9 protein-coding genes are annotated in these 13,174 nt (G+C 66.8%); 5 read left to right on the top strand and 4 right to left on the bottom strand.

Features of this window, described 5'->3' with window-relative positions; translation table 11 throughout:
* Positions 1–12 precede the first annotated feature (12 nt).
* On the bottom strand, positions 13–876 hold the full coding sequence (locus G6N53_RS22025) for an alpha/beta fold hydrolase (protein WP_163892118.1): 864 nt from the start codon (positions 874–876) through the stop codon (positions 13–15).
* Positions 877–1,048: 172 nt separating this feature from the next.
* Between G6N53_RS22025 and G6N53_RS22020 the strand changes: the two genes are divergently transcribed.
* Positions 1,049–2,497 (top strand): peptide MFS transporter, encoded by a 1,449-nt coding sequence (locus G6N53_RS22020; protein WP_163892116.1) that lies wholly within the window; start codon positions 1,049–1,051, stop codon positions 2,495–2,497.
* Positions 2,498–2,584: 87 nt separating this feature from the next.
* On the top strand, positions 2,585–4,774 hold the full coding sequence (locus G6N53_RS22015) for a molybdopterin-dependent oxidoreductase (protein ID WP_163892113.1): 2,190 nt from the start codon (positions 2,585–2,587) through the stop codon (positions 4,772–4,774).
* Here the strand turns inward: G6N53_RS22015 and G6N53_RS22010 are convergent.
* On the bottom strand, positions 4,764–6,383 hold the full coding sequence (locus tag G6N53_RS22010) for an alkaline phosphatase D family protein (protein WP_435405301.1): 1,620 nt from the start codon (positions 6,381–6,383) through the stop codon (positions 4,764–4,766). The genes G6N53_RS22015 and G6N53_RS22010 overlap by 11 nt on opposite strands.
* A 224-nt stretch (positions 6,384–6,607) precedes the next feature.
* Between G6N53_RS22010 and G6N53_RS22005 the strand changes: the two genes are divergently transcribed.
* Positions 6,608–9,310: a M4 family metallopeptidase gene (locus G6N53_RS22005; RefSeq protein ID WP_163892109.1), complete on the top strand. Its 2,703-nt coding sequence runs from the start codon at positions 6,608–6,610 to the stop codon at positions 9,308–9,310.
* Here the strand turns inward: G6N53_RS22005 and G6N53_RS22000 are convergent.
* A complete protein-coding gene (locus G6N53_RS22000; protein WP_163892106.1) occupies positions 9,290–10,288 on the bottom strand; it encodes an alpha/beta fold hydrolase in 999 nt (332 codons plus the stop codon). The genes G6N53_RS22005 and G6N53_RS22000 overlap by 21 nt on opposite strands.
* Before the next feature lie 20 nt (positions 10,289–10,308).
* Positions 10,309–10,944 (bottom strand): TetR/AcrR family transcriptional regulator, encoded by a 636-nt coding sequence (locus G6N53_RS21995; RefSeq protein ID WP_163892103.1) that lies wholly within the window; start codon positions 10,942–10,944, stop codon positions 10,309–10,311.
* A 99-nt stretch (positions 10,945–11,043) separates the two neighbouring features.
* On the opposite strand from G6N53_RS21995, the gene G6N53_RS21990 reads away from it, so the two are divergent.
* Positions 11,044–12,075, top strand: coding sequence for an aromatic ring-hydroxylating dioxygenase subunit alpha (locus tag G6N53_RS21990; RefSeq protein WP_163892101.1), 1,032 nt, complete (start codon positions 11,044–11,046; stop codon positions 12,073–12,075).
* Positions 12,076–12,095: 20 nt separating this feature from the next.
* The gene (locus G6N53_RS21985; RefSeq protein ID WP_163892098.1) at positions 12,096–13,172 is read left to right on the top strand and encodes an NAD(P)H-dependent amine dehydrogenase family protein; all 1,077 of its coding nucleotides are present in this window, start codon (positions 12,096–12,098) and stop codon (positions 13,170–13,172) included.
* Positions 13,173–13,174 lie beyond the last annotated feature (2 nt).

The raw sequence follows: 13,174 nt of genomic DNA, 5'->3' as shown, positions 1-13,174 counted from the left end.
CTTCCCGGCCGGCTACACGACCGTGTCGGGCGACGGGTTCGTCGTCGTGATGAAGTCGTCGATCAGGTCCGAGACCTCGATGGGCCGTTCGACGTGGGGGAAGTGGCCCACCCCGCCGAGCACCTCGAGCCGGCACCCAGGCTGCGCGTCGTGGACGGCGTAGCCGTGCTCGATCGGGATGATCTTGTCCTGATCGCCCCAGATGACCAAGGTGGGCAGGTCAGACGTCAGATGCAACCGGTTCATCGCGCTCACCGACTGGCCGCGGTAGTCGACCACCGAGCGCAGCGTCTTGAGGAACGCCTGCCGCGCCTCCGAGTCGGCCAGCGACGAATACGCGCTCCACATCTCGGCGCCGCGCGGGGATTGGATCCCACTCGCCGAGAACCACGAGCGCAGCTTGTTGCCGGCGGTGACCACCGGAGGCGGTGCGATGACCGGCAGGAGCAGCTCGGCCCCGGGGGCGGACAGCAGACGCAGGGTCCAGCCGACGTCCGGGCCGAGACCGCCACTGCTGATCAGCACCAGCCGCTCGCAGTAATCGCGGTGCTGGTAGGCGAATTGCATTGCCACACCGCCGCCGAGCGACTGGCCGACGACCGTGGCGCGCGACACCTTCAACTCGTCGAGCAGATCCCGCAACCACACCGCGAAGGCGCCCAGCGAATAGTCACTGCGGGGTTTGGCGGACTGACCGTGTCCCAGCAGGTCGGGAGCGATCACACGGTACCTCTTCGACAGCTGCGGGATCACCGCGCGCCACGTCTCCGAACTTCCTGCCATTCCGTGGATCAGCAACAACGCCTGGTCCCCGGTGCCGGCGTCCTGATAAGCGACGCGATCACCGTGCAGCTCCAAAAACTTCACTTCGCTCATGTGCGGCGTCTCCTCTGGGACCACTCACCCCATGGTTGCAGACGACGACAGCCACACAGGGCGACAGTTGGCATGCTCACGTCGCCGACCACAGTCTCTTCGTGTCACACAGCTGCATGCAACTTGCCTCGCTACCGCCGCGCGCGAGGCAGGAAAGGTGCAAGGTATCGGCATGACGATCCGCGAGCAGGAGCAACCGCGCACATTCTTCGGTCATCCGATCGGCTTGACCAACCTCTTCGGCGTCGAACTGTGGGAGCGGTTCTCGTTCTACGGGATGCTCACCATTCTCGGCTACTACCTCTACTACTCGGTGACCGACGGGGGGCTGGGCCTGCCGCAGAGCACCGCCACCGGCATCGTCGGCGCCTACGGCGGGCTGGTGTACCTGTCCACCGTTCTGGGTGCATGGGTCGCCGACCGGCTGCTGGGCATGGAACGCACTGTGTTCTATGGCGGCGTCGTGGTGATGATCGGCCACATCGGGTTGGCGGTGCTGCCGGGTCTGGTCGGTGTCGGCGTGGGTCTGGTGTGCGTGGCGCTGGGCTCCGGTGCGCTGAAGGCCAACGCCTCGTCGCTGCTGGGCACCCTTTACGGCAAGGGAGATCCGCGCGCCGACGGCGGGTTCACGCTGTTCTACCTCGGCATCAACCTGGGCGCGTTCGTCGGCCCGTTGATCACCGGCCTGCTGCAGACCCGCATCGGTTTCCACTGGGGATTCGGCGCGGCGGCGGTCGGCATGGCGCTGGGTCTGACCCAGTACGTGATATTCCGGCGTAACCTCGGCGAGCACGGCCGCCACGTGCCGAACCCCTTGCCGCGCAGCGCAATCACCAAGACTGTGGCCGTGATGGTGGGCGGGCTCCTGGTGATCGGGATCGCGATCGCGCTGCAGCTCATCACACTGGCCAACCTGTCACAGGTGACCACCGGCGTCATCGTCGTCGCCTCGATCGGCTACTTCGCCATCATGCTGACCAGTGCCAAGGTCACCGTGCCGGAACGGGTTCGGGTGCGCGCGTTCATCCCACTGTTCGTCGCCAACGCCATCTTCTGGTCGCTGTTCCAGCAGATCTTCACCGTCCTGGCGGTGTACTCCGATGAGCGGATGGACTGGTCGATCTTCGGCTGGACCGCACCGGCGAGCTGGATCGGGTCGATCGAACCGGTGTGGATCATCCTGCTGTCGCCGGTGTTCGCGATCGTCTGGACGCGGCTGGGCAAGCGGGCGCCCACCACACCGCACAAGTTCGCGTACGGCGTGATCGGCATGGGTCTCGCGTTTCTGTGCTTCGTCCCGCTGGCCGGCATCACCGCGGTGCCGGCCCTGCTCGTGATGGCCATCATGGCGGTGTTCGCGATCTCCGAGTTGCTGCTCTCGCCGATCGGCCTGTCGGTGACCACCAAGCTTGCGCCGGATGCGTTCCGCGCACAGATGATGGCGCTGTACTTCTTCTCCGTCGGCCTCGGGACGGCGATGTCGGGCGTGCTCGCCGGCTACTACGACCCGGCGCGCGAGGTCGCCTACTTCGGCATCCTCGGCGGGGTGGCGGTGGTCGCCGGTGTGGTGGTGTTCGCGATCGCGGGTTGGATCAGCTGCCAGATGGAGGGTGTGCACTGACCGCGCGACACAGTGAACACTTTTGTGATTATGTCTAGCGAAATGTCGGCGGGGGTGCGACTGTAGGGGCTGACAGAAAGGGTCTCGATGGCCGTCGAGCAACACGTCACCTACTGCCGCATCTGCGAAGCGCTGTGCGGGATGATCGCCACCGTCGAGGACGGTCGCCTGCAGTCGCTGCGTCCGGATCCGGACAATCCGCTGTCTCGGGGCAGGGCATGCCCGAAAGGGATCGCGTTCTCCGAGATCCAGAACGACGCCGACCGGGTGCTCTCGCCGCTGCGCCGACGTGCCGACGGTACGTTCGAGGAGGTCGGCTGGGACGAGGCCCTCGACGACATCGCCGGCCGGCTCACCCGCGTCGTCGCCGAACACGGCGGCAGCGCGGTGGGGCAGTACTTCGGCAACCCGATCGCGTTCGGCTACGCCACCGGGCTGTGGTCGGGGATGTTCCTCACCCGACTGGGGGGACACCACCAGTACTCGTCGGGCTCTCAGGACATCAACTCACGCTTCGTCGCGAGCAAGCTGCTCTACGGCGCCGCCAGCCAGATCCCGTTCCCCGACCTGCCGCGCACCGACTTCCTGTTCATGCTCGGCGCCAACCCGCTGGTGTCGCACGGAAGCGCAGTGCGCTCACCACGGATCAAGGATGACCTGTCGGCCATCACCCGCCGCGGCGGACGGGTGGTGGTCGTCGACCCGCGGCGCACCGAAACCGCCCGCGCCTACCAGCATCTGCCCGTGCGACCGGACTCCGACGCGTGGTTGTTGCTGTCGATGCTGCAGGTGATCTTCTCCGAGGATCTCGCCGACACCGATGCGCTGACGGCCCAGACGACGGGCTGGCAGACGCTGCGTCACATCGCTGCCGGTTTCCCGCCCGAGGACACCCAGGCCCGCACCGGCGTCGACCCCGATGTGCTCCGCGGTATCGCCCGCGACTTCGCCACCGCCCGCAGCGCGGTGGCCTATGGCCGGACCGGGGCGTGTCTGGGCAGGCACGGCACCCTGGTGAGTTTCCTGCTGGACGCGCTGAGCATCGTCACCGGCAACCTCGATCGCGTCGGCGGAATGCTGTTCTCCCAGGCCGTGATTCCGTTGGAGGACATGGGGGAGAAGGCGGGCAGGCTGACGTACAACAGCGCCCGGTCCCGCATCGGTGACCTGCCGGAGGTGATCAGCACCTACCCGGCCGCGCTGATCGCCGAGGAGATCATCACCCCCGGCGACGGGCAGCTGCGCGCACTGTTCGTCACCGCGGGCAACCCGGTGCTGACCGTGCCCAACGGGCCGATGCTGGAAAAGGCGCTCGACGAACTCGATCTGCTGGTCTCGCTGGACCTGTATGTCAACGAGACCAACCGCCACGCCGACTACGTGCTGCCCGCGACCACCTTCCTCGAGCGCTACGACGTGCCGTACAGCTTCGCCAACTGTTCCCCGACGGTGTTCATCCAGGCGGCCGAACCCGTGTTCGCGCCGTACGGTCAGGCGCGCAACGAATGGGAGGTGTTCGACGAGCTGGCCCGCCGGATGGGATTGTCGATCTTCGCCACCGGTCCGCTCGCGCGGTTCAACGGCATCCTGCACTGGCTGGATCGCCGCGGGATCGGCCGCATCACACCCCGGCGGCTGGTCGAGCTGCTGATGCGGATCGGACCCTACGGCGACCGGTTCGGACTGCGGCGCAAGGGCATCAACCCGCGCAAGCTCAAAGCCAACCCGCACGGCATCGTGCTGGCCGAGCACGCCGGTACCGGGATCCGCGCCTCAGCCGTCAGGCATCCCGAAGCCAAGGTCGTGCTGGCGCCCGAGGAGATTCTCACCGAGGTGTGCAGTCTCGGTGACCGTCACCCCGACGACCCCGACTTCCCGTTGATGGCGATCGGCATGCGCGAGATGCGCTCGCAGAATTCGTGGATGCACAACAGTCCGACGCTGATGAAGGGCAACCGACGTCATCGCGCCAGGATCCACCCCGCCGACGCGGCCGCCGCCGGGGTGTCGGACGGAGGCGGCGTGCGGATCACCTCGCCGCACGGAGCCATCGAGACCGAGGTGCAGATCACCGACGAGATGTCGCCGGGCACCCTGGCGATCCCGCACGGCTGGGGACACCGCGGTGGCTGGCAGCTGGCCAACCGTTCCGGAGGTGCCAACGTCAACGAGCTGACCTCCAATGACGCCGCCGACCTGGAGCGACTGGCCGGCATGTCGGTGCTCAACGGCGTGGCGGTGCGCATCGAGCCGATCGGTGGCCTGATCAGGCGGTGAGGTCGATCCTGGCGACCGTGGCCAACTCGCCGTCGTCGCGGGGCTGCTCGAATATGACGTCGGCGCTCCGGCCGCGGGCCTGCAACGTCGCGATGGTGTTGCCGAACAGCGGGCCGCTGAGGTTGCGCCACGACACCGGCAGCGCGGCCGAGCCGTGTCGACGCGCCCAACGCCGCGAGATCCGCGCCATCCGCGGTGACCAGCCCAACTTGAACGCCGGTTTGACGTACGTCGGCACGTAGTTGTGCACCGGAGAGCACACCAGCTGATGCACCCGCCCGGCGGCTGTTCCGCCGAAGTCGGCGCGCGCGGCATAGCTGTGGTGCACGTCGCCGGACAACACGGACACCGTCGCCGGTCCGTTCTTCGGCGCCGCCGCGTCGTCGATCAGATTGCTCAGCCGCAGAAACGATTCCATGAACGCCGGCCAGTGCTCCAAGTCCGCTCCCTGACGGATCTTCTCGGCGAGCCGACCGCGTACCCCGCCGCGGCCGGCCGCGATCTCGTTGACCGTCTGCAGATCTGCGAGCACCGGGGGCAGAAGCCACGGCAACGAGGACCCGATGACCAAATGGTCGATGGTGTCCAGATCGTCGTTGACCTGTGCCTCCAACCAGCTGAACTCGCCGTCGCCCAGCATCTTTCGCGCCCCGCTGCCGAGTATCCGGGCATTGCGCGAGTCGACCACGATGAGACGGCTGCGCCCCAGATCCCAGCGGTAGCTGAACCGCAGGCCCTTGCTGCCGTCGACCTCGGTGTCCGCACGGTCGGCCAGGTCGACCAGATGCGGCCAGCAGTCTCCTTCGGCGGCCAGCACCTTGCGGTAGTCGTCGTCGGCGGCCAGCTCGTCTGGGCTCAGATTCCCCAGATGCTGGTACACCCAATACGATCCGAGTCCCGCGCGAATGCGGTCGCGCCACCACGGTGTCTTGTTGACCTCGGCGCGCCACGCCTCGGAGGTGTTCCAGTCGTCACGAATGTCGTGATCGTCGAAGATCATCGCCGTCGGCAGGGTCGACATGATCCACCGGATCTCCGGATCACCCCAGGTGTGTCGGTAGAGCCCCTCGTACTCGTCGAAGGTGACGACCTCGTCCGGTGGACGTCGGCCCTTGGCCCGGCGGCCGGCCAGGTGGCGGCGGGCCTGCGGGGTGAGTTCGTCGGCGTACACCTGGTCGCCGAGCAGCAACAGCGCGTCCGGCCACTCCTCGATCGGCAGCGCTGTCAACCGGGTGGTGTAGCTGTCCAGGGCGTCCACCCCGAGCTTGGCGTCGAGCTTGTCGTCACCGGTCTTCGGGTAGCGGCAGGAGCCGAAGATCACCCTCAGCCGGTCGGCCCTGTCCGGGCCCCTGGTTCTGATCACGCTCGGCGGGAAGTGCGAGTCCGGCTCGGGCCACACCTGCACGCCGTCGAGGTGTACCTGGTATTCGGTTGCCGAGTCCGGGCTCAGTCCCTGCACCGCGACCAGCGCGTAGTGGTGTCCCTGCACTTCGAAAGTTCTGGCGGCGCAGCCCAGCACCGCCACCTCCGCCGGCGTATCGGTCTGTACCCACACCATCGCGGTCGTCTCGCCCACATGGCGCAGGATGGGACCCAGGACAAGTGTCACCGTGCCCAGACTAGAGGCGGGTGTCCGCCACCCGCTTCTCGGATCGGCGGAGCGTGTCCGTCGCCAGGTAGGTGAGGATTTCGCACTTTGCCGACCGGGCAGATCTGACGATCCGCGCAGACCCTTCGGATGTTTGCTGTGGGGTGGTACGTTTTTTCCAACTCTGGGGGGTCGACGTGGCCGTTTGTGATCGAGGACGCCGTCCGATCAGGCCGGGGCGGGGGATGTTCGCCGGTGTTGCGCTGATCGGGATCGGCATCAGCCTGGCTGTCGGCCCGGGCGTCGCTGCGGCCGCCCCGTCGGAACCGTCGGGCTCGTCGCAGTCCGCCGACACGTCGGAGCCGGCCAAGCGGGACGACACCCCCGCCGCCTCCACCACGTCCCGGGTGTCAGACGACGGCGCCGGATCCGATTCCGACCGGGCCGCCACCGACGAGCACACCGCAGAACCCGACGAGAGCGACACCGACGTCGAGGTTGCCGACGTCGACATGGACACCGAGCAAGCCGACGAGCCAGATGTCGAGGACGAGCAGACCCGCGAATCGCGGAAGTCCGGGGAGCGGCTGTCCCGCGACCATGCGCCGGCTGACATTGAACCCGCCGCCGTCGAACCCACCGCTGACGACGAACCCGACACCGTCGAACCCGACACCGGCAGCGCACCGGCCCAGCCGCGCGCAGCGGCCATCGAGGCTGACGACGCCGTGTCGCCCGTCGCGGCGCCGCAGACCCGGGAACCGGCCACCACGGCCGTCGCGCTGCGTGAACCCACGCTCGAGGACGTGGTCAGCGCCCGGCCCGTCACGGTCAACAGCATCGTCACCGATGTGCTCACCTGGGTCGGCCTGCGGCCCCTGGCCGAGGATCTGCCCATCCCCGCGACGCCGGTGTCCGCGCTGATGCAGTCGCTCTGGCTGGCCGTGCGCCAGACGCAGTACGTCGTGAACAACCAACGGCCCACTGCGCAGGTCTCCACCTCAGGTCCGGGCCCTGACGGTGTGCTGACCGGCAGCCTCAACGCTGTCGACTTCGACGACACCACGCTGACCTACATCGTCAGCGCAGCGCCCGAGCGCGGCAGCGTGGTCGTCGACGCGCTCGGCAACTTCACCTACACCCCGGATGCCGGAATGCCACTTCGCGGTGACCGATTCACGATCACCGTCGACGACACCGTCGGGAACCCGTTCCACGTCCACGGACTGCTCGGCCTTCTCGGCGTCACCGGGCCGACGAAGGTGACGGTCGTGGTCCCCGCGCCGCCCTCCGCCCAGCGTGACGATCTGGCGACCATCGGCCTGACCGATCTGGTGTCACGCGGCGGCGTCGCGGTCACCGCAGACGTCGAAGGGTCCGTGAGGATCATCGACGGGCACTTCACCGACACCCTGGTGAACTCGGCGGCCGACGCCGCCGCGGTGATGAACTCGGTGGCGCCGGCCCTGGGCGCGGCACCTGGGTTCGCCGATCCGTCGGCCATCACCGTCACGCAGGCCGGCGCGCAGGGTTCCCGCGAGCACTTCTACCAGTTCAACGAAACCATCGCCGGCATCACCGTTGTCGGCAGTGAAGTGATCCTGGTGACCGACTCCGGGGGTGCGGTGACCAGTCTGTTCAACAACTATCTCGGGCTCTCCGCGGGCTTCGACGTCACCCCCGACGCCACGGTGGACACCGACACGGAGGTGCACCTGATCGCCGGCAGCGCCTACCTGGGTTCCGCGGACCCCGAAGCCGTCGAGTCCTTCATCGCCCGAACCACATTCGCCAACCAGCTCGTCGTCTACCGGCACGAGGACACCGAACCCGGCCTGGTGTGGCAGGTGATCGTGCAACTTCCCGACACCGGCGACATGTCGCCTTCCGGCGCAACGTATCTGATTCGCGCTGCCGGAGAGGATGCCGGCGACATCCTCGTCACGATCTCGAACGCTCAGGACCTCACCACGACGAACCTCGCCACGGACTGGCTCGGCGAGCAACGGACGATCACCGTCGACTCCACCCGGGTGTTCTTCTTCACCAGCCGGAAGATGGCGGACAGCACGCGCAACATCACCACCTACAAGACCTCGTACAGTTTCTTCGGTTTCGGCGGCCCGGTGCTGCCCGGTGCCGTGGTCAAGCGTGGCTGGTTGTTCGGCTGGGACCGGGCCGCGGTCTCCGCGCACGCCAACACCGCCGTCGTCTACGACTACTTCGTCGACGTGCTGGGTCGCACCTCGTTCGACGGCGCCGGCGCGCACGTCGACGTCAGCATCCGGTACAGCCCGTACTCCTCCGCCAGTGGTTACGCCAACGCGTTCTGGGACCCCACCCGACAGCAGTTCGGCTACGGCAACAGCGGCTACCTGCAGGCCGCACTCGACATCGTCGGACACGAATTCACCCACGCCGTCGTCAGTTACGTGGTGGGCACCGGAGGGTCGGTGCTCGACTACGGCGAGTCCGGCGCACTCAACGAGGCCTACGCCGACGTGCTCGGTGTGCTGATCGAAGGCAAGTCGGGTGCCGGGCGGTGGCTGCTGGGCGAGGACTCCGACTACGGGATCATCCGAAATCTCGCCGACCCGGCGTCGGTGGCGACGGGACTGGGGCCCTACCGGTCCCACTACTCGACGCGCTACACCGGCACTGCTGACGACGCGGGCGAACACATCAACAGCACCATCTTCAGCCATGCCGCCTACCGGATGATGACGGCCGATGCCACCAGCGGCGTCTCGGACGAAACCTGGGCCAGGGTGTTCTACCACTCGCTGTATCGGCTGAGCCCCGGCGCGGTCTTCGCCGACGGACGCGCCGCTGTGCTCAGCGCCGCGACGACACTCGGGTTCACCAGCGCGCAACTCGCGGCGATCGACGACGCCTTCGACTCGGTCGGAATCCTCGGCGCCGCAGCCTCATTCAGTATCGCGGCCTGACTGGTCCACCAGCACCGGACCGTCGGGCCGATCGCCGATCGTCTGGAGTGCGACCTCGGTGCTACCTGTGGTGAGCCGGATGATCTGGGCCACTTCGCCGGGGGCGTCGCACTGCACATAGTGGTCGGCACCGGGCACCACCCAGTAGCGGTTGTGGCCGGGACTGTCCTTCAGGTAGGTCTGCCACACGTGGTTGGCCACCCGAAGCGGCGCTACGCTGTCGTGTAGACCCCAGATCAGCGTGATGTCGACATCGATGGTGGACAGTCGCTGCAGCCAGGAAGCCTCATCGGCGGCACGTTCGTGCAGGTACTTCACCGTGTCGGGGAGTACCTCGATTCCATTCGCGTATGCGAAACACCGTGCCAGCGCTGCGATCTCGGGATCCTGGGGGGTGCGCCGCGGCATGAACGTGGTCATCCCCAGGCCGGCGGCCAGCATCTCGGGTGAGGCAGCCGCCGCTGTGGCCCGTCCTGAGGCCTCATCGAGCAACGCCACCTGGAAGGCGGTCAGGTTCGCCAGCGGCAGGAAGATGTTGGCGTTGGTCAGGAACACATCGTCGGGCAGGGTGGCGGCGCCGCGCTCGGCCAGCATGGCAAGGGCGATCATCCCGATACTGCTACCGCGGTCGTGGGTGATCATCCGGTATCCGCGGAGCTGCCAGACCTCGGTGATCAGGTGCACCAGCAGCCGCGCGTCGTCGTAGAGCGAGTACACATGGGGATGCGGCGGCTTGTCGGACACCCCGTAGCCGGGGAAATCGACGGTGAAGACGTCGAATTCGGCGCCGAGTTCACCCACCAGCCCGTGGTAGTCGATGCTGGACGTCGGGAAGCCGTGGACGCAAACCAGTGCCGGTGCGCCGGGGGTGCCGCAGCGGCGGGTGAACACCTCGACCTCGGCCCCGCCGTTGGCCGGTGTGGTCGACGTCCAGCGCAGCCGCGTTCCGCCTCGAAGCCACTCGTCGAAGATGTCCACTCGTGAAAGCTAGCGGAAATTCAGTCCCTTGACTGCAGGTAGGCGACCAGCGCGTTGGTCAGGCCGCGGCGGGCGACGTCGAGGTCGGCGTAGGAACCCAGCTGGCGCTCGGACACCAGGCCGCGCATCGCACCGGGAATGAGGGTGGCGACCTCGCGGACCCGCTCGGGGTCGAGGTCGAGGCCGGCGAACGCGTTGCGGCAGGTCTGCAGCCACGACTGACCCCATGAGTACAGTTCGGCGGCGGTCTGGGGATAGAGCCTTTCGAGTTCGGTGTGATCCCGGGGGAGGGCGGCCCGAAGATTCTCGATCGCACGCGAATCCGGCTCCGCCAGGCCGTGATACAGCGTGTCGATGATGCCCGCGACGCGGTCGCGAAGCGGTGCGCTCTCCTCGATGGTGGCGAAGATCTCGGCGCGACGCTGCGCAGTCCGGTGCAGTACCGCGGCCCAGAACCCGTCGGCGTCGCCGAACTGGTACTGCACCGCACCCCAGGTGGCGCCGATGTCCTTGGCGATCCGGTTGGCCGACACCGACCCGGGATCTCCCGAGGCCAGTGAGCGCAGGGCGGCCTCGAGCATGTTCTCGCGGGTCGCTTGGCCGCGCCGGTTCGTGCGGCGCGCGGGCACCCCGGTCGGCTCGGCCACCTCGGTCATGCACCGAGGATAGCGAAGGTTTCGTAGAACCCACTATGTTTCTTTCATAGACTGCTCTACCATTCATCGAAGCCGCCGCCGGACGCGAAGGGATTGTCGATGGCCAAACCACCCCTGTCGATGAAACCGACCGGCTGGTTTCAGGTCGCGTGGTCCGATGAGATCGCCGTCGGAGACGTGCACACGATGAAGTACTTCGACCAGGAGATGGTGGCCTGGCGGGCTGAGTCCGGTGATTTGACGGTGATGAACGCCTACTGCGAACACCTGGGCGCGCACCTCGGGTACGGCGGCACCGTCAAGGGTGAGGTGCTGCAGTGCCCGTTCCACGGGTGGCAGTGGAACCAGCAGGGGCGCAACGTGTGCATCCCGTACGAGGACCGGCCCAACCGTGGCCGCCGTATCAAGACATACCCGGTGGTGGAGCGCAACGAGTCGGTTTACATCTGGCACGACATCGAGGACCGCGACCCGTTCTTCGAGGCGCCCGACATCTTCGCCGACTTCGGCGACGACAGCAGTGCCGCGGACTACTTTCCCCAGCAGCGGCTGTTCCGGCAGGGCCTGCAGATGCACCCGCAGTACGTGCTGGAGAACGGCGTGGATTTCGCCCACTTCAAGTACGTGCACAACACCCCGATCGTGCCTGTGTTCACCCGCCACGACTTCGACGGGCCGGTGTCCTACGTCGACTTCACCATCACCTTCGAAGGCGATGACGGTCAGCGGATCGAAGACATCAACAGTGGCGTCGAGGCGATCAACGGCGGGCTCGGCATCGCGGTGACCAAGAGCTGGGGAATGATCGACAACCGGACCATCTCGGCGATCACCCCGGTCGACGAGTTCACCTCCGATGTGCGGTTCATGGTCTACATCGGCCGGCCTGCCGACCAGTCGGGCCGAGATCCTGCGCGTGCCGAGGCCAAGGCCCACGACTTCGGTGCCGAGGTGATCCGGCAGTTCAGCCAGGACATCCACATCTGGGCACATCAGCGGTATTCCGACCCGCCGGCGCTGGCCAGCTCCGAGTTGGCGGGGTTCACCGCCATCCGCCAGTGGGCGATGAAGTTCTATCCCGACGGCAGGGGCGGAAGCGCCGCTGAACTTGCCGCCGCCGACAGCAGATGACCACTCCAGAAAGGCATTCCATGAGTCCCATCAAGGTGTTCCAGGTCGCCACCGGGAACGTCGGCTCCGAGATGATCAAGCGGATTGCCACCCAGCCCGACGTCGAACTCATAGGTGTGCACTGCTATTCGCCCGACAAGATCGGCAGGGATGTCGGCGAGCTGGTCGGGTTGGCGCCCAACGGTGTGACGGCGACCGGCACGATCGAGGAGATCATCGCCGCGAAACCCGATGTGCTCACCTTCCACGGGGTGTTCCCGGACGAGGACCTCTACGTCCGCGTGCTTGAGGCAGGGATCAACATCGTCACCACCGCCGACTGGATCACCGGGTGGCACCGTGACCGCAACCACCCGCACCACTCCGGCAAACCGGTGACCCAGCTGCTCCAAGAAGCCTGTGAGAAGGGCGGTTCGACGTTCTACGGCACCGGCATGAATCCCGGCGTCAACCAGATCCTCGGCGTGGTCTGCTCGGCGGACGTCGCCGAGATCGAGAACGTCACGACGATCGAGTCGGTCGACGTGTCCTGTCACCACTCCAAGGACACCTGGATCGAGGTGGGTTACGGCCAGCCCGTCGACGATCCCGAGATCCCGGGGAAGCTGGAGAAGTACACCCGGGTGTTCGCCGACAGCGTGCTGATGATGGCCGACTGCTTCGATCTCGCGCTCGACGAGGTCAAGTTCAGCTACGAACTCGGCGCCTGCACCAAGGATGTCGACCTCGGCTGGTATCGGCTGCCGAAAGGCTCGCTGGGCGGCAACTACATCAAATACCAGGGCATCGTGGACGGGATACCGCGTGTCGAAACCCATCTGGAATGGCAGATGACCCCGCACACGGATCCGAGCTGGGATATCAAGGGCTGCTACATCACCCAGATCAAGGGCGACCCGAACATCTACAACAAGCACATGATCTTTCCGAGGCCGGGAGTCGACCTGTCCGACCCCGCCAACTTCGCCTCCATCGGCATGACCGTCACCGGAATGCCGGCGCTGAACTCGATCAAGTCGGTGGTGGCCGCGCCGCCGGGGATCATCACCAGCGCCGACCTGCCGCTGCGAGGATTTGCCGGCCGGTTCAAGCTCTAGGA

This window comes from Mycolicibacterium hippocampi, from assembly GCF_010723735.1.
GTDB classification, from domain to species: Bacteria; Actinomycetota; Actinomycetes; order Mycobacteriales; family Mycobacteriaceae; genus Mycobacterium; species Mycobacterium hippocampi.
This window is presented reverse-complemented; position numbering and strand designations above follow the sequence as displayed.

Bases quoted from the DNA above. Each gene is read 5' to 3' on its own strand.
- G6N53_RS21990 (WP_163892101.1), top strand. From the start codon at position 11,044: ATGGCCAAACCACCCCTGTCGATGAAACCGACCGGCTGGTTTCAGGTC.
- G6N53_RS21995 (WP_163892103.1), bottom strand. From the start codon at position 10,944: ATGACCGAGGTGGCCGAGCCGACCGGGGTGCCCGCGCGCCGCACGAAC.
- G6N53_RS22015 (WP_163892113.1), top strand. From the start codon at position 2,585: ATGGCCGTCGAGCAACACGTCACCTACTGCCGCATCTGCGAAGCGCTG.
- G6N53_RS22020 (WP_163892116.1), top strand. From the start codon at position 1,049: ATGACGATCCGCGAGCAGGAGCAACCGCGCACATTCTTCGGTCATCCG.
- G6N53_RS21985 (WP_163892098.1), top strand. From the start codon at position 12,096: ATGAGTCCCATCAAGGTGTTCCAGGTCGCCACCGGGAACGTCGGCTCC.
- G6N53_RS22025 (WP_163892118.1), bottom strand. From the start codon at position 876: ATGAGCGAAGTGAAGTTTTTGGAGCTGCACGGTGATCGCGTCGCTTAT.
- G6N53_RS22005 (WP_163892109.1), top strand. From the start codon at position 6,608: ATGTTCGCCGGTGTTGCGCTGATCGGGATCGGCATCAGCCTGGCTGTC.